Origin of the sequence: Cyanobacterium aponinum PCC 10605 (assembly GCF_000317675.1) — a bacterium.
GTDB lineage: Bacteria > Cyanobacteriota > Cyanobacteriia > Cyanobacteriales > Cyanobacteriaceae > PCC-10605.
Genome location: NC_019776.1, coordinates 3,134,189 through 3,156,150 on the forward strand (window position 1 = coordinate 3,134,189; position 21,962 = coordinate 3,156,150).

At 33.3% G+C, this 21,962-nt stretch carries 18 protein-coding genes; 7 read left to right on the top strand and 11 right to left on the bottom strand.

Annotation, left to right across the window (positions count from 1 at the left end):
* Positions 1 to 114: 114 nt before the first annotated feature.
* The 5 genes from ggt to truB all read right to left on the bottom strand — a co-directional run bounded on the left by ggt (position 115) and on the right by truB (position 7,273).
* On the bottom strand, positions 115 to 1,848 hold the full coding sequence (gene ggt / locus CYAN10605_RS13105) for a gamma-glutamyltransferase (protein WP_015220430.1): 1,734 nt from the start codon (positions 1,846 to 1,848) through the stop codon (positions 115 to 117).
* A gap of 207 nt (positions 1,849 to 2,055) precedes the next feature.
* Positions 2,056 to 3,741: a DUF6930 domain-containing protein gene (locus CYAN10605_RS13110; protein WP_015220431.1), complete on the bottom strand. Its 1,686-nt coding sequence runs from the start codon at positions 3,739 to 3,741 to the stop codon at positions 2,056 to 2,058.
* 160 nt (positions 3,742 to 3,901) lie between these two features.
* Positions 3,902 to 5,533, bottom strand: a complete 1,632-nt coding sequence (cimA, locus tag CYAN10605_RS13115) for a citramalate synthase (protein WP_041922889.1) — start codon at positions 5,531 to 5,533, stop codon at positions 3,902 to 3,904.
* Positions 5,534 to 5,772: 239 nt separating this feature from the next.
* Positions 5,773 to 6,210, bottom strand: coding sequence for a DUF6918 family protein (locus CYAN10605_RS13120; RefSeq protein WP_015220433.1), 438 nt, complete (start codon positions 6,208 to 6,210; stop codon positions 5,773 to 5,775).
* Between the two features lie 172 nt (positions 6,211 to 6,382).
* Positions 6,383 to 7,273: a tRNA pseudouridine(55) synthase TruB gene (gene truB, locus CYAN10605_RS13125; protein WP_015220434.1), complete on the bottom strand. Its 891-nt coding sequence runs from the start codon at positions 7,271 to 7,273 to the stop codon at positions 6,383 to 6,385.
* A gap of 395 nt (positions 7,274 to 7,668) precedes the next feature.
* Between truB and CYAN10605_RS13130 the strand changes: the two genes are divergently transcribed.
* From CYAN10605_RS13130 to CYAN10605_RS13140, 3 genes are all read left to right on the top strand, one after another.
* Complete coding sequence (locus tag CYAN10605_RS13130; protein ID WP_015220435.1) at positions 7,669 to 8,028, top strand: Mo-dependent nitrogenase C-terminal domain-containing protein; 360 nt, start codon at positions 7,669 to 7,671, stop codon at positions 8,026 to 8,028.
* 237 nt (positions 8,029 to 8,265) lie between these two features.
* Positions 8,266 to 9,921: an NHL repeat-containing protein gene (locus CYAN10605_RS17935; RefSeq protein WP_015220436.1), complete on the top strand. Its 1,656-nt coding sequence runs from the start codon at positions 8,266 to 8,268 to the stop codon at positions 9,919 to 9,921.
* Positions 9,922 to 10,329: 408 nt separating this feature from the next.
* Positions 10,330 to 10,452 (top strand): photosystem II protein Y, encoded by a 123-nt coding sequence (locus CYAN10605_RS13140; protein WP_015220437.1) that lies wholly within the window; start codon positions 10,330 to 10,332, stop codon positions 10,450 to 10,452.
* A gap of 206 nt (positions 10,453 to 10,658) precedes the next feature.
* On the opposite strand, the gene CYAN10605_RS13145 is transcribed toward CYAN10605_RS13140, so the two are convergent.
* Positions 10,659 to 12,173: an NAD(P)/FAD-dependent oxidoreductase gene (locus CYAN10605_RS13145; protein WP_015220438.1), complete on the bottom strand. Its 1,515-nt coding sequence runs from the start codon at positions 12,171 to 12,173 to the stop codon at positions 10,659 to 10,661.
* Between the two features lie 24 nt (positions 12,174 to 12,197).
* On the bottom strand, positions 12,198 to 13,100 hold the full coding sequence (gene miaA, locus CYAN10605_RS13150) for a tRNA (adenosine(37)-N6)-dimethylallyltransferase MiaA (protein WP_041922891.1): 903 nt from the start codon (positions 13,098 to 13,100) through the stop codon (positions 12,198 to 12,200).
* 369 nt (positions 13,101 to 13,469) lie between these two features.
* On the opposite strand from miaA, the gene psaK reads away from it, so the two are divergent.
* From psaK to CYAN10605_RS13170, 4 genes are all read left to right on the top strand, one after another.
* Positions 13,470 to 13,733 (top strand): photosystem I reaction center subunit PsaK, encoded by a 264-nt coding sequence (gene psaK / locus CYAN10605_RS13155; protein ID WP_206536280.1) that lies wholly within the window; start codon positions 13,470 to 13,472, stop codon positions 13,731 to 13,733.
* 550 nt (positions 13,734 to 14,283) lie between these two features.
* Complete coding sequence (locus CYAN10605_RS13160) at positions 14,284 to 15,351, top strand: mechanosensitive ion channel family protein (RefSeq protein ID WP_015220441.1); 1,068 nt, start codon at positions 14,284 to 14,286, stop codon at positions 15,349 to 15,351.
* 73 nt (positions 15,352 to 15,424) lie between these two features.
* Complete coding sequence (locus CYAN10605_RS13165) at positions 15,425 to 16,219, top strand: hypothetical protein (protein ID WP_015220442.1); 795 nt, start codon at positions 15,425 to 15,427, stop codon at positions 16,217 to 16,219.
* A 58-nt stretch (positions 16,220 to 16,277) separates the two neighbouring features.
* A complete protein-coding gene (locus CYAN10605_RS13170) occupies positions 16,278 to 18,242 on the top strand; it encodes an ATP-binding protein (protein ID WP_015220443.1) in 1,965 nt (654 codons plus the stop codon).
* Positions 18,243 to 18,290: 48 nt separating this feature from the next.
* Here the strand turns inward: CYAN10605_RS13170 and cofG are convergent, their stop codons facing one another.
* The 4 genes from cofG to CYAN10605_RS13190 form a co-directional block, all read right to left on the bottom strand.
* Entirely contained in the window at positions 18,291 to 19,235 is a 945-nt protein-coding gene (cofG, locus tag CYAN10605_RS13175) for a 7,8-didemethyl-8-hydroxy-5-deazariboflavin synthase subunit CofG (protein ID WP_015220444.1), read from the bottom strand.
* A 250-nt stretch (positions 19,236 to 19,485) separates the two neighbouring features.
* A complete protein-coding gene (locus CYAN10605_RS13180; protein WP_015220445.1) occupies positions 19,486 to 19,941 on the bottom strand; it encodes a type II toxin-antitoxin system YhaV family toxin in 456 nt (151 codons plus the stop codon).
* On the bottom strand, positions 19,941 to 20,264 hold the full coding sequence (locus CYAN10605_RS13185; RefSeq protein WP_015220446.1) for an AbrB/MazE/SpoVT family DNA-binding domain-containing protein: 324 nt from the start codon (positions 20,262 to 20,264) through the stop codon (positions 19,941 to 19,943). Before CYAN10605_RS13185 ends, CYAN10605_RS13180 begins: the two co-directional genes overlap by 1 nt.
* Before the next feature lie 109 nt (positions 20,265 to 20,373).
* Positions 20,374 to 21,678: a M16 family metallopeptidase gene (locus tag CYAN10605_RS13190; RefSeq protein WP_015220447.1), complete on the bottom strand. Its 1,305-nt coding sequence runs from the start codon at positions 21,676 to 21,678 to the stop codon at positions 20,374 to 20,376.
* Positions 21,679 to 21,962 lie beyond the last annotated feature (284 nt).

Below are 21,962 nucleotides of genomic sequence, written 5' to 3' on the forward strand. Positions count from 1 at the left end.
TTAAGCAATAGTCTTATTTTGGCTACTTCCTAGAATATCTTAATCAACAAACTTATTGCATCTTAAAATCTGGAACTAAGATGACTACTCAAATATTGAGACAAATAGTCCCAATTAAAATCCGAGGGTTAGGGCTTCTCTCCTACGAGGATCGGAAAAACCATATAGAAATTTATCCTGTTTCATTATACTTTGAGTGCTACCCATTGCTCGACTGTCTTTTAAGTTATGTCCTTTTTTGGCTAATATTTGTCGAGTATCTTGATTGATGCCTTTTTCTAGTAATAATTCATCGGGCAACCATTGATGATGGAAACGGGGGGAAACAGTTGCTTCAGCGATATTGAGGTTAAATTCAAGAACGTTGATAATTATTTGTAAAACTGTGGTGATAATTCTACTTCCTCCGGGGCTACCAGTTACCAAAAAGACTTCTCCATCTTTAGTAATAATAGTAGGAGTCATAGAACTCAGCATTCTTTTTTCAGGTGCGATCGCATTATATTCTCCTCCTGTTAAGCCGTAAGCATTGGGAGTGTTGGGTTTAGCGACAAAATCATCCATCTCATTATTAAGTAAAAAACCACTATTAGGCACTGTTATTCCTGTACCATAGCTAAAATTTAAAGTATAAGTATTTGCCACTGCATTGCCATACTGATCAACAATAGAATAATGGGTTGTTTCATGACTTTCTCGAAAATTAAAAGGATGATTTGGTTTAATTTTATTACTAGGAATTGCTTGATTTTTATCTATTTTTTCTCTTAAAAAATCTGCATATTCTTGAGATATTAAACCTTGAATAGGAACATCAACAAAATCAGGATCTCCTAAATATAAGCTGCGATCGGCATAAGCTAATTTCATGGTTTCTGCCATTAAATGAATAGTATCAGCAGTATTATGCCCTAAATTTTTTAAATCAAAACCTTTTAAAATATTCAACATTTGTATTAAATGAACACCCCCTGAACTTGGGGGAGGCATCGAATAAATTTGATAACCTAAATACTCTCCTTGAATTGGTTGTCTTATTTTAGGTTCATAGCTCATTAAATCTTCTAAAGTAATTAGGCCACCATTCTTACTCATTTCTTGAACTATATTTCTGGCAATTTCTCCTTCATAAAAAGCCTTTTTTCCTTCCTTCGCAATTAATTTTAAAGTTTTCGCTAATTGTGGTTGTTGAAATGTTGAGCCAATAGGAGGGGGATTACCATTAGGAAAATATATTTCCTGACTAGCGGGGTTTCTTTCTAAATACGGACGAGAAAATAAAAGAGAGTCATAAAAATCTTGAGTAACAGGAAAACCCTTTTCTGCCAATTCAATAGCCGGTTGTAAAGCCCTTTTTAAGCTAATTGTGCCATATTTTTCCAAAGCAAAAGTAAGTCCTGCAACTGTACCCGGTACTCCTACAGCCAAGTGACTAAAGCGAGATTTATTACTATCCACTTCTCCTTTGTCATCGAGAAACATATTTTTTGTTGCTTTTAGAGGGGCTTTTTCTCGATAGTCTAGGGCAATATTTTGGTTATTATCAGCAAAATGAATCATCATAAAACCGCCACCGCCAATATTTCCTGCACGAGGTAAGGTTACGGCTAAAGCGAATCCCACTGTCACCGCCGCATCAACAGCATTGCCTCCTTGTTGCAATACTTCTAAACCTGCTTGAGTAGCTAATTTTTCTTGGCTTGACACCATACCACTACGGGCAGTAATGGGGTGAAAAATACTTTCTGTGTCATAGATGGGAGTTTGAGCAAGATTACTTTCTACTCCGATAACAAAGACACAAATAAGGCAAATTAACCAAATATATTTTTTTAAAGAGGCAATCATTATGAGGTTAAAGATATTGATAAGCTAGGAGTATATTTAAGTACAATGGTGATGGTAGGGAAGAGCTAAAACTTTGAGTCATTTTCACAAATTGATAAAAATTTAAGTTAAATACGTCTTAGCTTATATTTAGAAAATAAGGCGATTTCAATTAGGAATTAGCTATTAGGAATTAACCGTTAACTATGCTTCATTTCCGATGGAAATTTATTCAAGAGACATGATTAGTCTTTTTAAACCGAGGGATTCTGCTGAAGTGAAACGACAATAGAATAAGTGTAATAAGTCTTTTGGTTGAGGATTGCCACGAGAAGCACCAGTTGAACCCATAGCAATTAGAATACCGCAATAGCCGTCAAATTGAGCTACTTTTTTGATCCAATTTTCAATAATCAAAGACCAATTTTTTTCTCCTTTTTGACCGCTATATTGAGGAAATTGTGCAAAAATATAATGGTTATTGTCTCCTGTTTCTAATATACCTAATTCATAACTTTCATCTTCGTAGGGATCATAACCTTGTCCAAATGTTATTTGCAAAACACCTTCTTCTTCTTGAAGATTATTGATTAATTCTTTCGCTTTTGGTCTGGTTGTTTGTAAAATTATGGCGGGAAAACCTTGATCAGAAACTTTTTTTTGTATGGATGCGATTCCTTCGGGAAGTACTGTGCAACCCGCATCTTTGTGAATACAACTAAAAGACTTATCATCAAAGAAACGAAGAAAATCTCCTTCAATTTCTAAGAAGGAAACTAAAGTACCTGCAGGAATTAAATCATCATAAATAGGGAAATCTTCGTCTTCATCTTCATCGTCATCGTCATATAGATAATCATCGTCATCATCATCATCAAAAGCGCTTTCTAACTCCTCCGTCAACTCTGGCATGGTAGAAACAGAAACTTTAATGGAATCATCCTCAAGAGGCAAATCAATAATATACTCATTTTTCAATAAGTCAACTTCATCGAGAATTAAAAACTCCTCATTATCTTGAATAAATAAACCTAAAGACTTCAACGCCACATAAATAGGGTAAATCTCCTCTTCCTCTTTTAAAGAGCGAATACCCTCATAAGGATGAATACTACCAAAAATAGCGGAAACATCATTATCTCTTTTATGCCACTGAAAAGAAGATGTTTCTATTTCCTCCTCATTAAAGTTAAGAAACCAACAATCCTGTTGTAAAAAAGTACTTTCTAACTCCCCTTCTTCCTCTGATTCGCTTAAATCTATCACCCTCTGACGAAAACTCTTTAAAGAATCAAGGGAACGATAAAGAATAATACCAAATTCTTGTCCCAACATTCCCATTACACAAGCATAAAGACTGTCAATATTCCATTGATTAATATCAATTCTGATTATTTCTTCTTCTGACAAAAATTGCCATGGTTGCTGTTTCCAAATCAAAGATAATGCCACATCTTCTAAGGCAGAAATTAATTTCCGAGAAATATGGGTATTTGACTGGGGTTTATTATTCTGAAAATTAACCCATAATTCATCTAATAAAGGTAACTCTGGTTGATAGTCAACTTTAATATCTAAATCCTGTAATACACCGCGCAAAAAAAATTGTAATTCCCGATCTTTCACAATAATTTTTTGAGGTCGTGCCGGTTGTGCTGGGTTGTGGGGATTTTCCATTGCTTTTAATAATGCCCTCACCACTGCTTCAGGTCCAATGGTTGCTCTAACAATATCCATGGAACGCACAAAGCCCTCTGAACCATCTAACCAAATAATACAATCGCTATTCTCTGCTATTTCTGGTTCTAAATTGTCCATCATACCAAGAATGGGGAGCCGATCGCCCTCCCACACACTGGGAACTTGAGGAATACGTTGTAATCGGGTTAATGTGCTTTCTGGTAAAGATGTCATGGATAATCAAAAGTTTGGTTATAAAAATAATAAAAGTTGGAGAAATTAATAATTAAGAATTGGTAATGGAGAAAAAACAAAGGTTGAAATGGAGAAATTTAAGAATAAGCAGCCAAAAAACAATTTTAATACCTCCCTATAGCTAATAGCAAAATCATTACTAATTACCAACAGAAATGGGACTAATTTCCGCTTTAGTGAGTAAGATACCATATTCTATGCCCTCGACCACAGCCTGATAAGAAGCATCAATAATATTCGTGGACACTCCTACCGTTGTCCATCGGCTTTCCCCATTGCTTGATTCTACTAATACTCTTGTTTTTGCGTCTGTTCCTGCTGTACTATCAAGAATCCTCACTTTGTAGTCTGTTAGATGAAATTGACCTATTTCGGGATAAAACTGGACTAAAGCCTTTCTCAAAGCGTGATCCAAGGCAGACACAGGGCCATTTCCTTCTGCTACTTCTAATAACTCTTTTTCATCCACTAAAACTTTAATAGTGGCTAGGGCATTACTACAATTATTTTTTTCTGAGGCTAAAATATCACAGTGAACTTGAAAACCCTTAATGGAAAACAGTTTTTTTCTCTGTTTCAAAGCGGATAAAATTAGTAATTCAAAACTTGCTTCTGCCCCTTCAAATTGATAGCCTTGATGTTCAAGATTTTTTAATTTTTGCAAGATTTCTCGACAAGTGGGATCATTTTTATCAAGGGTGATGCCCAGACTTTTCGCTTTAGCAATGACGTTACTTAAACCAGCTTGATCAGAAATGACGATTTTACGTTCATTACCCACTAATTCAGGTTCTATATGTTCATAGGTTAAAGGATTTTTAGCAACAGCAGAAACATGGATTCCTCCTTTATGGGCAAAGGCAGACTTTCCGACGAAGGGAGCATGATCATCTGGTGCTAAATTAACGATTTCGCTAATATAACGACTATTAGGGGCTAGTTGGGTTAAATCTTCTTTTTCTAAGCATTGGTAGCCTAATTTTAGCTGTAAATTGGGAATAAGTGTACATAGGTTGGCGTTACCACACCTTTCGCCATAACCGTTAATAGTACCCTGTACCATCGTTACTCCTTCCAATACAGATGCGATCGCATTTGCTACCGCCGTACCGCTATCATTATGAGTGTGAATACCTAATTTAACTCCTTCTTCTTCCTCTAAGTTCAGGTTTAATTTACTCACCACTTCCGAGACAATACGACTAATTTCATGGGGTAAAGTGCCACCATTCGTATCGCAGAAAACTAACCATTTAGCACCACCTTTTATGGCAGATTTTAAAGTTGCGATCGCATAATCTGGATTAGCTTGATAACCATCGAACCAATGCTCAGCATCATAAATTACCTTTCTTCCCTGAGACACAAGAAAAGCAACAGTTTCTTCAATCATGGCAAGATTTTCTTCAAGACTAGTTTTTAAGCCCTCGGTAACGTGTAAATCCCAAGACTTACCAAAAATTGTCACCCAGTGAGTATTTGCCGCTAAAATAGCCTTAAGCATCGGATCGTTGTCACAAGATTGATGGGGGCGACGAGTGGAGCAAAAAGCTACTATCTGAGCTTGTTTAAGAGGAGTTTCTTTTAACTGCCAGAAAAACTGAACATCCTTAGGATTCGCTCCGGGCCATCCTCCCTCAATGAAGGGAATCCCCATTTCATCAAGTTTGTGAACTATTTTAATTTTGTCTGTTAATGATAAAGATATACCCTCCCTTTGCGCTCCATCCCTTAAAGTTGTGTCATACAACCAGATTTTTTTCTCTCTCATCGCCGTTTGATTATCTTTGATAGTCACACTAATTATTATAACCTCAGTTCGGTTTAAGAATATCCGATAAGGTTAGGTGTTAGGTGTCAGGTTGCAGGTTGCAGGTGGTAGGGGTGAATAAATATATTTAACGTTAGTTCGGTTTAAGAACATCGGATGAGGGTTCGGAGTGTTAAATAACAATTTTTAAACTTTTAGCTTTTATTTTGCTGTAAACACTATTCAATTGTAGAAAAGCACTATTTATTAGCATATTTACCTAATATTTCAGCTAATTGCGGAACTACCTGTTCAATTTCATCTTGTAAAGAATTACGAATTTTTTCGTAGGAAACCTTAATAATTTTATTTGCAGTTTTCTGAATTCGCCCATCTGTCACACTTAAAATGGTATTAGCTGTTAATGTCGGATTACTTTGTAAGTAAGTGACAGGATTTCCTTTTTCAATTCCTTCATCCCATAAAGGATTAATTGCCTGAGAAATGGGGGGAATCAAACCAAATATTGCTTTTTGGGCATAGTTTGGACTAATACTTTTAATTCCTTTATAAAGAGTCTTAAAAAGAATACCAGTAACACCAGTTTTTGCTTCTACTTGAGCTTCCATTAATTCTACGCAATCTTGGGCTATATTTAAACGTATTTCTTGATCTTGGATTTGTTCGCTCAATTTCATCTGTAATATCTCGATTTTGATTTAGTTATCAGTTATTTCCGTAGCTAAGTTTATCAGAAATGAAGGAGAAAAACACAAGTAAGATGCTTGTTTCACAAAGAAAAATTTTTAATATTTAGTATTAGGGCTAAAGCCTTTTTTTGATAATTTCGATCATTATGAAAAAATTATATTACAAATTTGGGTAAATAACGATTTTGGGTTTTATATTTGTTTCAATAGTTTCTCTTTGTTCACTAATACCAATAAATTGGTTTTTGTGATTATAAGTACAATAAAATTGATAATTTGCTTCCGTGATTTTACTAATTTTTTGTCCTAGTAACCAATTTTTACTTTCTTCTTCGTTTAAATATATTTTCGGCATATTTTGCAAAGGAAAATCTAAATTAATTAAAGATAGTTTTTCTTCTGTTTTTTGATTGATTACATCCTCAAAAGTTAAACTATTTTCTAATGTCATCCCACAACTTAAAGTTCTTTGCAAATTAGCTAAGGTTGCCCCTGTTCCTATTTTTTCCCCTAAATCTCGTGCGATCGCTCTTATGTAAGTACCACCACCACAAACAATCTTTAAATCTAATTCTGGATAATCGCTTTCTTGCCAGTTTAAAATCTCTATTTTATTAATAAAAACCTTTCTTATTGGTATATCAATAACTGCCCCTTTTCTTGCTAAATCATATAGTTTTTTACCGTCCTTTTTTATAGCACTATAAGCGGGAGGAATTTGGTCAATTTCTCCGATAAATTCAGGTAATATATCCATAATTTTCGCCAGAGTTAAATCTTTAACCTCTTGTTGTCTAATTATTTCCCCTTCCAAATCATCCGTAGTTGTTTGAATACCGAATTTTATTCTGGCTTTATAGGCTTTTTCTGATGGTAAAAACTGTAATAAACGAGTCGCTTTGCCAACAGCAATGGGTAAAACTCCTGTAGCTAAGGGGTCTAAAGTACCACCATGACCAATTTTTTTTGTCTTGAGAATTTTTCTTAATTTAGCAACACAATCGTGAGAGGTAAAATTTTGAGGTTTATTTAAGTTAAGAAAACCATTCATTTTTTCTAGGATCAATAATGTTAGAATTTAATTAAAGCATAAAAGTACATTAGGTATCAAAAGTTACATTTTCTGACTAAAGATTAATTTAATTTTTAGTTAGTAGCAAATCAGCTTTTATTGATTAAATTTTCCGATAGAGTTAATATAAAAGTGAATTATTTAGGGAAATATTGCAAAAACTAAGAAAATTACATTAGACCTCTCCATAAATTATTTTTCGTTGGCTCGTAGTAAGGGCTTCAGCCCTTAAAATGTCTATTATTGGAGATGTCTATTCAAACAATAATTTACTAATCCCTTGTTCAAATTTGTTGGAACTATTTTGATCAATATAAAGTCAAAAAAATGGAGAACTAAGCTACATTCTTTCTATTTAATTGAGGATGAAAATAATGGGTGTTGTCGATTATCTTTTTTCTGAAATAGTTTTACAAAATCAAATAAGTTATTCTCAGGATTTATCTTTAAAAAGTAGATGGCATTTACCTAAATTTGAGTTTAAATGGCACAAAATAGATTTGCTCTTACCTCTAAGAAGTTGGTTGGATAATATTGAAATTACTGACAGTGTTACTGCTCACCGTATTAACAATTTAATTCCTGCTGAATGTCCTTTCGCAAGAAAAATAACTATTTTTAATCGTACAATTTTAACAATCCCACCTCTTTGCAAACTAAATCCTGTTTACGATAATTTAATGGCTTTGAAATTTCGCTGTTTAACCTATTTAGCAGAAATGGAAGGAAATTGAGCCTAAAACCGACAATAACAATCAAGTAACCGTAGCTCAATATAAGCTCAATAAACATCAAGTTATTAGCAATGATTTGAGTCGTTATTCTCAAAATCAAGATGACAGAAACCCAAAAGAATTCACTATAAACTTTTTCTTAATTCTTGCATCAAACTTAGGTGATAGTAAAGTAAGTTTACAACCAGTGGAATTATCTCTTGTTAAGGAACAAATAAATCCTATGATGAATCTGTAATGATATACACAGATTTAGCGAGAGAAATAAACATGGTTTTGTTTGCACCCTTTAATTCTCCTTTTAAAGTTAACGATAACACTATTACTGCTAATGCTTTTAGTCGTCCAGATATTGGTATTGACAGCAATGGAAACTTTGTCGTAGTTTGGCAAGAACCTTTTAATAATGATATTAATGATTTTGACATTCGAGGAACAGTTTTTGATCCTAGTGGTGCTGAAATACCTTTTCCCGAATCTGAGATTTTTATTTCTAGTGACGTAGGTAGTGAGTTTAATCCGTCCATCGCTGTTGCTCCTGACGGTTTCTTTGTGGTAGCTTATTCGAGGAATGATGATATTTTTGCCCGTCGTTTTAACATTACTTCTGATGGTATTAATCAAGTGGGCAATGAGATTTTAGTTGCTACTTTTGAGCAAAATAAACTTCAATCTTTTCCTCAAGTGGCTATTGATTCAGAGGGTGATTTTTCCGTTGTTTGGACTCACCAGTTTGAAGCCGATGATTCTGATATTCGAGGTCGGCTTTTTAATGCTGATGGAAGCCCTATAACTGATGATATTCCTATTTCTTCTAGCTTTAGTAATGAATCAGAAAGTGCGATCGCCTCTGTTCCCATTGCAAATAATAATAACCCTAATACAGATTTAGTGGGAGTAGTTAGTTATACCGTTGATTTTAATGGTAATGATACTATTTTCTTCCGCCGTTTTGGTAATGACGGTAATCAATTGGGAGCAGAAATTAATGCAGTATCAGAAGCTAACCGAGACAAAAATCAAACCCAATCTTCCATTGCTATCGACTCTCAGGGAGACTTTGTCATTGCTTGGACTCATGAATTTGGAGAAAACGACACAGATATTCATTTCAGGCGCTTTAATTCTGATGGTACGGCTTTAGACAGCATGGAAATTATTGTTGATAGCTCTTTAGGTAATCAAAACAATCCTGATGTGGATCTCGCTCCTGATGGTAGTATCCTCATTAGTTACACCGATGAAAGTTCTAACAGTGTGAAATATCGTCAGTTTAACAGTAACGGTGAACCTCTAGGAGATAGTGCCACTTTTGACGTTGAGGGCAATCAAGAAACTAACTCCGCCATAGCAGTAGGGACTAATAATAAAGCAGTAGTTGTCGCTGATGCAGGAAATAACAATAGTTTTAACCCTTATGGTCAAATTCTAACTCCTGATGCTAGTAATACTCTCAATATCCCTTTAAATCGCTTTCAAAATACCAGTCAACCCGGCACATATTTATTTGCAGGGGAGCAAGAAAGTCAAAATATTCGTCAGAATTTCCCCAACTTTGTGGAAGAAGGATTTGCTTTTTCTGTGGCGGAAAACCCTCAAGATAACTTAATTCGTTTTAACCGTTTTCAAAACAGCGATCGCCCCGGTACATATTTATTTGCAGGGGAGCAAGAAAGTCAAAATATTCGTCAGAATTTCCCCAACTTTATCGAAGAAGGAGTCGCTTTTTATGCCTTTGGTGCAGGTTCAAATCAAGCCACTCCTTTTTATCGTTTCCAAAATACTGATGTACCCGGTACTTACCTTTTTGTTGGTGATAGTGAAAGACAAAGTATTCTTCAGAATTTCCCCAATTTTGTAGAAGAGGGCATTGCTTTTGAAGCGGCTACTTAGTTAGCTTAATCGGCGAGAAGCCCCACGCTTAGTTTTCGACAAAAAAATTAAACAAGCGTGGGACGGGGCTTTTAAAGAGCGGAAATAGTTCCGCTCACTGCCCCTCATGAATCGCCAGTGACGTGTTATAATGACTAAAAAGTGGGGCTGGACGTGTACCTCACTAAAAAACGCCGTAGTGGGAAAGAAGGAGTACCACGATGGAAGTTCAAGAAGGATAATTTCCGCTTGAAGCCTACACTCTGCGTAAGCAAGTGTATGGAGCGTCACTATTCGCCATCAACGAGAATCAATTGATTTAATCATGGTTGTAGGGGAAAAACTACCCCAGACAACATCAAACAAATGCTCAACAAATGTTATTATCTTTTACATAAATTAAGAAGATAAAAACTGGAGAATAAAAAAATGGACTGGAGAGTGTTAATCGTATTATTACCCCTTGGAGTTGCCGCAGGTTGGGCATTATTTAATATTGGTGCTGCTGCGATCGCACAATTCCAAAAAGTTCTCAACAAACAAAATTCTTAACTTCAGAGGCTAAAACGCAAGGGGGTAAAACCCCTTTTTTAACTGAGTTCGGAATAAATTTTCATCTATGAATGATGGCGAAAAGGGCAAGAAGCAAAGGCAAACCCTAACACCTGAAACCTGAAACCTGAAACCTACCCTTACCCAATATTCTTAAACCGAACTGAGGTTAAATAAGTCTTCCTCTTTTCAATCCTTAATAAATTTTAGCGATCGCCGCTTCCATATTGCAACAATTCCAAATAACGATGATAGTAATACTGTTGTCGAGGAGAAAATTTTTCAGAGAAACCAATAAAACCCTTAGCGAAAGGATATAAACCCGTGTAAACTCCAAGACTAAGATAATGTTTGAGCCAATCAGCTAAAATGGGTAAACCCACTTGAGGAAGTAAAGGTAAAACTAACATCGGATTAACTAGCGGTAAAGTCTTTGTTAAGCCCGAAAACTGCACCACATCTTGTAAAAAAGGCTTTAGCACATCGTCACCTAATTTATCCATTACCCGAAAAACACCGCTCATTAAATCGTTGATTTGATTAGGTTGGGGTTGCTTATCAATAGGCACACTCATAGTTTTTTGAAATAACCAAGTAACAGAAATATTTGGTTGATAAGGCTGAATTAAAGCTAAATCCTCACGGGTTAAATAATCTCCTTTTAAGGCTTCATCAATGGCTAAACTTAAACGAGGTAAATGACGCATCATCGCCCCAAAACCACCAAAACTGACAGGAGATTGCATACCACTACTATCCCCCACCGCTATAATTCTATCCCAAGGCATTTTTAAAGGACTTTGACGGTAAGCGGGGAAAAAACCAAATAAAAACCGTTGAAAATCGAGATTATCTAATTCTATTTGTTGATATTCGGGCAGTAATCTTAAATATTCCGTCATTAAGTTTTTTAGGCTAATTCTTTCAGGGTTAGCATCCACATAGGTAAAAAGATAGGTTGTGCGTCCATCCTTAGCAGGAAAAGCCTCCCAGAAATATTGACATTGATTAATAATCGGAGTAAAAGAATAAATTAAATCTCCTGTTTCATTCTGTTTAAATCCTTTTCCACAACTACCGACAACTAAACAAACTCCATCGGGTTTTTCTCCGTTTCTTATCTGTTTAACAATGGGAGAAAAATGCCCCATACTATCAATTAATAGTCTTGTTTTTAAGGAGTTTTTATCTGTTTTTATTTCTACTCCATTATCATTTATTTGAGCTGAATTAAATGCGGTATTTTCTAAGATAACTCCGTCTAAAGATATAAATTTTTCTTTGATTTTTGCAATCAATAATTTTGGACTAACCCCTACATTTAGAATATTTTTGACCCATAATTCATAACCTTTATAAAAACCAATTCTGGCAGGATTATATTCAGTAAAAATAATCTTTTCTAATTCTTGAGAAGTTAATAAATCTAATTCTAATAGTGATTCTAACTCAGAGCGAGAAATATTCCATTCTTGTTCTCTACCTTGTAAAATATTTTTTTCAATAATTGCTACTTTATAACCTTTTTGCTGTAAAGTTGTGGCTAAAAAGATACCAAGAGTGCCACCACAAATAACAACATCAAAATCATGATTACTAACTATTTCTTGACTGGAATAAACAACATTTTTAATAGGTTGATTATTAAGACGAAAATCTGACCAAAATTTATCTGCTAATGTTAATCTGGTTTCAGTTTCACTGGGTAGTTTAAAATTCATGATTCTGAGAATTTTTTAATAAATTTAATATTTTTTATGGATAAATTGATAGATTTTTTCCCAAGCATTTGGTACTAATTGAGAGGAACTTACATCTAACCAGACTATTTCAGGGTAGCCATTAAACCAAGTTTGTTGTCTTTTCGCAAATTGACAGGTGTGGGTAATAATTAAATCTTGTGCTTCTGATAAACTAATTTCTCCTTGCAAATATTGTTTAATTTCTGCATATCCTAAAGTATTTAATAAGGGTAAATCAATATCATATTTACTAATTAAGAATTCTGTTTCTTCTACTAAACCCATTTCTAGCATTTTTTTGGTGCGGGTGGCGATTCTTTGGCGCAAAAACTCTCTTTCACAGTGTAAGCCTAGATGTAAAATTGGGTAAGATGGGGGATTTTCTCCCTGTTGGGCAGATATGGTCTTTCCCGTGACATAATATACCTCTAATGCTCTAATTGTCCTTGTATCGTCATTGGGATGTATTTTTTCGCAGGAAATGGGGTCAATTTTTTGTAAAAAAGCGTATCTTTCTTGTTGACTATAGGTTTCAAGCTGCGATCGCAATTTTGCTTGAGGGGCAACAGGAGGTATTTTTAACCCTTTAGTAACGGATTTAATATATAATCCTGTACCTCCTACCATTAAAGGAATAGACCTCGATTTTTCGATTATATCTTGAGCATAACCTTGATACTGAGCAACGGTCAATACTTCTTGGGGATGACAAATATCAATTAAATAGTGGGGTACTAATTTTTGTTCTAAGGGGGAGGGTTTGGCTGTACCAATGTCGAAATCACGATATACTTGGCGAGAGTCGGCACTAATAATCAATGTGTCTAGTTTTTGGGCTATTTCAAGGGCTAGAGCGGATTTACCTGATGCTGTCGCTCCACAAATTACAATTAGTTTTTGATCTATTTCTCTCATCAATATTTAATCTTTCTGGCTCTTCTACAGTAGTTATGATAAATTATTGCTTAAAAAAGGTGTCAGGTAGCAGGTGGCAGGTGTTAGGTTAAAGAAAAATTGAAAAGTTTATAAATTATTATTAAATAACTCTCTGTTCCCTGTTCCCAGTTAAGTGTTCCCTACCCTCACCAGAAATTTACACGACGAGAAGTGAAAGAGCCATCTTTCTAACTATTTAAAACTGAATAACTCAACCAAGATATTTACAATAATTAACAAAAATGCAAAGTATTGCAACAAAATGAGAATTTTTTTCTCTGGGAGACTTAAAATGAAGACTTTGAAAACATTATGAACTATTTTCTCTAAAAATCTATGTTGTATCTCAATTCTTTACTAGCTACTGCTGTTCCTACTACCTTAGAATGGAATTTGAATGTAGGATTAACCATGATTGTTTGTAATATAGTTGCGATCGCATTTGCTAAATATACCGTGAAAGAACCCGGTGCAGGTCCAAAATTACCCGGAGAAGCATTTTTTGGTGGTATGGGATTACCTGCTTTATTAGCAACTACTAGCTTTGGACATTTACTCGGTGCTGGAGTTATTCTTGGTTTAGCGAGTTTAGGTGCATTGTAAGCCTTTTGAGATTCTCCCACCGACTACCAATCAAACATTGTGTGGGGGATTCTAACTTTATTATTACTTGATTTAGATCTAAAATTGTCGGTTAGGGTAGGCAAAAGTCAATAGGCGATGGGCAATAGGAGATTCTTAAATAAACTGAGTTCGGGATAAATTTTCATCTATGAATGATGGAGAAAAAAAGGCAAAAGGCAAGAGGCAAGAGGCAAAGGAAAAATTAAGAATTAGGAATTAAAAACCCCGAACACTCATTATTTGTTACTTATTACTTTCTCTCAACACCTGCAACCTGCAACCTGAAACCTGACACCTACCCTTATCCAATATTCTTAAACCGAACTGAGGTTAAATAAATTATTCTTCACATGGCATCTCTACATCATTAGTGAAAAATCAATTATAAGAAAAAAATATCGAATATACTATCCCTCTTACTATATAAGTTTTTATTTATCGTCTTTTTCCATAAGATAATTAACACAACTCAAATAGGATTGCTATAGTTATATTTTGAGTAATAAATTTATGTTAGCAATCATTATTTATGATGTCGTTTTTAAATTGGCAATTATTATCTAGTTTTTTAATTCCTTTTTTAACTGTTTTATTAGCAGGATTAATTGGTTTTGTTATAGAGAATAGATTACAGAAATTTAGACAAAACTTAGAATTACAACCTGATAGATTTTTAGGGAAATATTCTTTTATTATTAAGTCTTTTAGAGGGGTTATTTTAACTTGGTCTATTGTAGGTGCGATCGCACTTATGTTACCGGGTATTAATATTCCATCAACCTTAAATATTCTCATTGAAAAGATATTAATAGTTATTGCTTTAACTATGGGAACTATATTAGTTTCCCGTTTAGCGGTTAATTTAATTCAACTTTATAGCCTAGAAAATGAGACTGCTGTTTCATTAACTTCTTTATTTGAATATTTAACAAAAGTTCTTATTTTTAGTATTGGTTTTTTAATAATTATCCAATCTATTGGCATCAAAATTACGGCTTTAATTACTGCTTTTGGGATTGGTAGTTTATCTATTGGTTTAGCTTTTCAAAACACTTTAAGTAATCTTATTTCAGGGGTTAATATTATTGTTTCTCGCAAAATTAGACCGGGAGATTATATTCAACTAAAAGATGGAGAAGAGGGATATGTGCAGGATGTTGAATTAAAATATACTCTTATTAAAGATATTTATAATAATATAATTGTTATTCCTAATGCCAAAATTATTGATGCTAGTTTTAAGAATTATACTTTAGATAGTTCCTCCATTTTAATAACGATAAAAATTGGAGTTAGTTACGATAGTAATTTAGAAAAAGTTGAAAAAGTTACCCTAGAAGTTGCTAAATCTATTTTAGAAAATACTGAAGGAGGAGATAAAGAATTTGAGCCTTTTTTGAGATATGAAAATTTTGATTATTTTGCTATCAATTTAACGGTCTATTTAAAGATAAATGAGTATTTTGATAAGTTTATCATTACCCACGAATTTATGAAGGCAATTCATCATAAGTATCAAGAAGAAAATATCACCATGGCTTATCCACTAAAATATTATGGAGCTTCTGGAGAAATTATGAATAATAATAGTCAATAAAAATTGTTAGAGTACTATTTTTCGTTAAATTATAGTATTATTTTGAGAATCAAATTAAGAAGCGATCGTACCTATGGAAATACAACATATCAAAATTTTATTAAAACTATTAGGAAAAGATAATTACCAAGGAAAAATAGGTGATGTTAAACCAAATACAAAAACAAACATTGAACAGACTCAAAAACTTTGCTATGAACTCTACAATAATAAATTGATTCACCTCAAAGAAAAAAATGTCACTATCAAAATTAATAACAATGGGCAACAAGTTTTAAACAACAGAGAAAATAGAAATAAACTGGAGATTAATATACTTAAAAAATGTAAAAATAGAGAGATTAGAATATCAAAAATAAATATTATTCCAGCTTCTAAGAGAGACTTATTAATCGATAAATTAGTCAAGGAAAACTTAATAGATATTACTAAAAAAATTATTCATGTAGAATTGACAGACAAAGGAAAACAATATTTAGCTGAAGAATATTTAGCTGAAGGATTAGGACATATTAACTTAACAAAAGCAGTATTTAATAATTATTTAAACTTTATTCGTGATTACTTTATTGGCAAAATCCCCCCCAAAATTAAAGAAAAAATTACTCCTGATGATATTCTGAAAACTATTATAAGACTCGATCGCACCTTAAACACTGATAACTACTTACCAATTTTTCATCTGAGAAATGAGTATAAATCCTTATTGTCCAGAGATGAGTTAGATAGTATGATATTTGAATTACAAAAAGAAAATAAAATTTCCCTTAGCCGTTTAGTGGATGCTTCCCAATACAGTGCGGAAGAATATGATACAGGCATTCCCCAAAGTATTGGCTATCCAATTTTCTATTTAATAGTCAAGTAAAAATAAACAATATTTGCCAAAAAACTATAACAATTTGATTGATTAAACTTAGTAAAACATGGTAGATTTAGAAACAGTATTATCAGATTTAAAAGCAAAAGAAGAAATAATTCCTAATCCTTTTGATGATGTAACTTACGGTAACTTCTGGTTCGAAAAACACCATCAAGAAAATGTTGACTCCATTCATCAACCAGCATTTCAGCAAATAGAATATCAATTAAATCTACTCATCAAAGATAAATTTCGGCAAACTAAAACAATTTTATTAACAGGGGATGCAGGATGTGGAAAAAGTCATTTATTAGGGCGTTTAAAAGATAAATTAAATTCATCAGCTTATTTTGTTTATATTCAACCCATCGAAGATTATCGTTATTTTTGGCGACATACCTTACAATATACCGTCACCAGTTTAATGCAAATACCCGAAGGGGAAAAACAATCACAACTACAGCTATGGTTAAAGAGTTTACCTGTCTTAAACTCCTCTGACTGGGTAGAAAGATTATTAGGAGAAAAAAGAGCCTTTATTCGTCATTTAAAAAATAGTTATCCTGCTGGAATTGTCGAAGCAAAAAAATTCTTTACTGCTTTATACCAGTTAACTACAGATAATTATGACTTAGCCTGTGAATGGTTAGCAGGAGAAGATTTAGACGAAGAAGACTTACAACTTTTAGGGTTAAATAAATCTATTGATAATGAAAGACTAGCTAGAGGAATTTTAAGTAATTTCGGCAGAATTACCGATGCCAGTAAACCAATTATTATTTGTTTTGACCAAATTGAAAGAGCTTTTAGTAATGTTTTTAACGCTAACACAATTTTTCATAATGAACGTTTAGTCAATTTTTTAGTATTAATTAGCATTACCCAAGAAAATTGGCAAACCTATAAAAGAACCATGGTTCAATCAGATTTAGCTCGTATTAATAAAAATATTTTTCTTGATGATATAACTATCGAAGAAGCCGAAAAATTATGGATAAATCGCCTCAAACCTCTCCATCTTCAATGTCATCCTCAACCAAATTCTGCTATTTATCCTTTGGAGAAAAAAATATTAGCCGATAATGCTTTAGGAGAAAGAATAAATCTGAGAAATGCCTTAAATTTAGGCGGTAAATTCTTTGCTGAATATATAGATAAAATAAATAAAATCCCCCTACCAACTCCAAATAAAAAGCGTCCAGATTTTTTGAACAAATGGGAGCAAGTCTTTGCAGAAAATCAACAAGAAACTCAAAAGTTAAGCATTATTTTAGATTATAGCGATGAAGAATTTTTAGAAATGTTTAGATATGTTTTAGAATGTCTGGGAGTAGAAAATATTAACTTTCAATTTTTGTCAGGTAAAAATTTATCAAAAGGATTTACTTTTACTTGTCCGAAAACAGGTATGAAGAAAGGTTTTATTATTAATAATACTCGTAGCGGAAATAGTTTTACTGCTTTCATGAAACAATGTGAAGAAGTGATTAATAAAAATAGATGTCAGCAATTAATTCTTATTAGAAATGTTGACACACCAAAAACAGGAAAAGGTGCAGAAATTTATCAAACTCTATTTCAACCTGTTTCTAAGAAATGTATTCACCATAAGCTAAATTTAGAAGATTTACATTACCTTTTTACTTATAAAAAATTATACAAGTACTCAATATCAGGAGATTTAAATGTTAATTTTAAGCCTATTTTAAGACAAGAATTATTATCAGATATGCTCAGATATAAAATATTAAACAATTGTTCAATTTTAAATAGCTTAGGTTTAGTTAAACATTCTCCTGAGATAAATATTTTTGAGAAAAAGTTGATAAATCTATTACAGCATAAAAACGCAACAAGTTTTCCAGAAATTCACGATAACATCAAAGAAGATATTGATTTTTGTGATTGTTTTATTCCTCCTTATTTTTTTCGTAATATCATTTTAAGTCTGTATAAAAATAAATCAATTATTAATATTGTTAACCCTAAAGATACATATACTCAATGGAATATTTCACTCTTAAATTAGCTCTCAATTATTAGCATAAATGTCAAGCTAGTTTGCATTTAATTGAAACTAGGATATTTTTTGATAGAGAGAAGATTGAAGGGAGTCGGATAACCATGAATAATATTGGGGATATACTGGCAAACGTGGTTTTAGTTGATAACCTTGTTGTAATAATTCCTGTCGGAGTAAATCAATTTTTTGATGGTGATAGTCTGGGTTTACCTCATCTTTTGGCACAATTCCCCCTAAATCTGTCACTCCTAATTCTAAAGATTTGAGAATTAATTGGCTATTTTTAAGTAGGTTTGGCGGTATTTGTAAAGCTATATCTTTCGGTAAAATTTCCCTTGCTAGGGCGATAACCTCCAATATTTCTTCATCATTAAGGGGCTTTCCTTGAAATATGTCTTTTTTCCCCGGTTGGTAGGGTTGTAATATCACCTCTTGAATATGCCCATATTGTCCATGTAAAAGTGCGATCGCATCTAAACTATCTTTACGGTCTTGTTTGGACTCTCCTAGACCCATTAAAATGCCTGTAGTGAAAGGAATTTTTAGCTCTCCAGCCCATTGTAGTTGTTGTAACCTTAATTGGGGTATTTTGGTAGGTGCGTGTTTATGAACATCATCTAACAATTTAGGACTAACTTGTTCTACCATTAAACCAAGAGAAACATTGACTTCCTTGAGTAAAGCCATTTCCTCATAACTCAACACACCCGCATTAGTATGGGGTAAAAATCCCATAGATAAAGCTAATTTGGCTAAATCATATATTCTTTCTATCCATAACTTTCGACGAGGGGATAGAGGATGAATTTCACCGCTTAAGATCAATATTTCTATAATTCCCTGATGTTCCAAAGAAGTTAAAATTTGTTTTGCGGTTTCTAATTCTAACCAAGGGCTTTGAAAGGGGTTTGTGCGAAAATTACAATAACTGCAACGATTAAAACATTCATAAGTAGGAACAAGAGTGTAAGCTGGACTGTAAGTGATTATCTTTGCCATAGATGAACCTACTTTTTCTAGGGAAACATATTGAGCGATTAAATATAACCTCAGTTCGAAGTTATGAAAGAGGTTGCAGGTTGCGGGTTACAGGTGTCAGGTGTTGGAGAAAGTAATAAGTAACGAGTAATGAGTAGTGAGTAATGAGTGTTCGGAGTTATTAATTATTAATTATTACTTTGTATTATTTTAAGGTTTGTTATAACTAATATTATAATTACAAAAAAAATAGTTACAAAATAAAAAAGCATTAATTATCATTTTCTGAATTATTAGCCAAGTCTAAAAAACTGGCTATATCTTCAGGAAAATTGCCATTAATAACCATCTTAGAAAATACCTTATAGCAGTCTTTTTTATCTCTTTCTTTACGGGGAAATCCTAACCACAAAATAATAATTGTATTTGCTTCTTTAAATACTCGGAAAAATAGCCTATACCTTGATGGTAAACCCATTTTTTTGAGACGGCTATATTTTTGTAAAGGTTTTTTAAGGGCAAAATAAGAGGCAAAAGGATCCTTTGGTATTTTATCCTTTATTCCTTGATCTAAGGCTTTTAATAGTTTAACATCTGGATGAGTTACAAAGTTTTCTGGTGCTGATCTTTGCTTAAGATATTTAACTCTATTTACTAACTCTAACCATTGTTGATAAAAAAGGGGATGAAAGTAAATTAAATATCCATTTATTTTTATGAGTTTCATTATTCTTCTATATCAACACCCGATAATAAATTATCTATTTCGTCGCTCATTTCTTGGGTATAGGGGATAAGTTGTTCTGGATTTTTTACGGCATCTTTACTTAAAAAGTCAAGAAAAAGACTCATCATTAATTTTTCTTCTTCTTCCTCATCAATATCATTTTTGGGGTTAATACGTAATAATAGTGTATCTTCGCTTAATACTTCTATTTCCCCAGTTGCTTCAGCAAATTGGGGATTTTCTTTATAAAAGGCACTAGAAAGGCGAAAACCTTGTTGATTTCCTATTTTGGCAGGGTTTATAGTGTATGTTTTTTGTTTCATTATTTTGATAGATAATGTTATTATATTTTGTTATAACATAATCAAGAAGGAAAATATAGCCACTAAGTATCTTTATTTGCAGATAATCAAAAAACCTATAATTAAAGAATCAATTTTTTGGAGAAAATCGACAAGGATAAGCGTCACAGATAGCATAATATTCAGGAGAAAGATATTGACGTGCATACCCCTGTAACTTCTCTGCGGTTAAATTCTTGACAACATGGGGATATTGAAGAGCTAAATTCGCCTTATCTAAAATTTGATAATAACCATATAAAGCGGACAATTGCTCTGGTGTTTCAGTAGAGAAGATATAGTCATGACATAAAATCCTCTGGCAATTTTTTAGCTCGTTTTCTGTAATTGCTTCTTGCTGTAAGCGAGAAATTTCTTGTCTTATTAATTCTTCAACTCTCAGATTATGACTCCCTGATAAATAGGCGGTTACAGTGAATAAACTAGAATGTTTTTGCAGGGAGAAATGGCAACAAATATCAAATACTAATCCCAATTCATCTTTAAGTTTTCTGACTAGGCGAGATGTTCTTCCTCCTGCTAAGATGATGGATAATAAATCAAGTGCGATCGCACCTTCTAAATTTTCAATCCCGGGGCCTGCCCATGCCATGACTTGTCGAGGATTTTCCAAACGTGGCAAGTATAGTTTTTCACGGCGAATATCCACCAAAGGGGGCTCACTGTCAAAATTAACGGTAGGACATTCCGATCTCACAGAAAAATCTTGAAAGTATCTTTCTACAAGGGATGTAGCCGAACAACGGTCAATATTTCCCACCAAAACGATATTCATATTTTCGGGTTGATAGTGGGTGCGATGATAACAACGCATACGATTGGGGGTATTTTCTAATAATAGAGGTTCTTCCCCTAAAACTGAACGACGATAAGGGTGATGTTGATAAAGAATAGTTGCTACCGTTTGCAAGATAATCCAGTCATAATCATCATAACTAGAGCGAATTTCTTCTAAAACTACATCTCTTTCAACATAAAACTCATCTTCAGGGATTTCCGCCTGTAAAAGAATTTCTGCCAAGTAAGGTAAAGTTTTTGGTAGATATTGAGGGGCAGTGGTTAAAAAGAAATGAGTATAATCGTAACTTGTTGCCGCATTAGCACAACCGCCACTATTTTCCACTACATAATCAAAATCTCCCGGTAAAATATTTTTTGTTCCCTTAAAGATCATATGCTCTAAAAAGTGAGAAATCCCAGACCAAGATTCTGGTTCAGACGTTACCCCCGCATTTACCCAAACATCGGCAACAACCACTTGACTAGAAGGTATTTGTTGATGAATTAGAGTCAGTCCATTGTCAAATGGAATCACATTTAAATCAAGATTAGACCGACGCTGAGGGCAAATTGTGGGTTGTGTTAGCAAAATCATGGAAAATCTCTATTTTACCTTTACTTAATCTTAACTCTAATAGGTCAAGAAATTGTTATCTGGAACACTATTTTTTTCTTCTACTTAAATTTAGAAAAATTAGAGACTTTCTTTTTCTAGTAAAAACAAAACTTAACATTATGAATAGTTAGATCTTCAAGAAATCTTGCTAGATTGTTGGTATAGGTTCAAGATTTTGTTATTGATGTCTTTCAATCATTAAGGTTGGAATCATAGACATTCATTTACATATTCAGAAAATCAAGATAAAAATAGTAATTTCA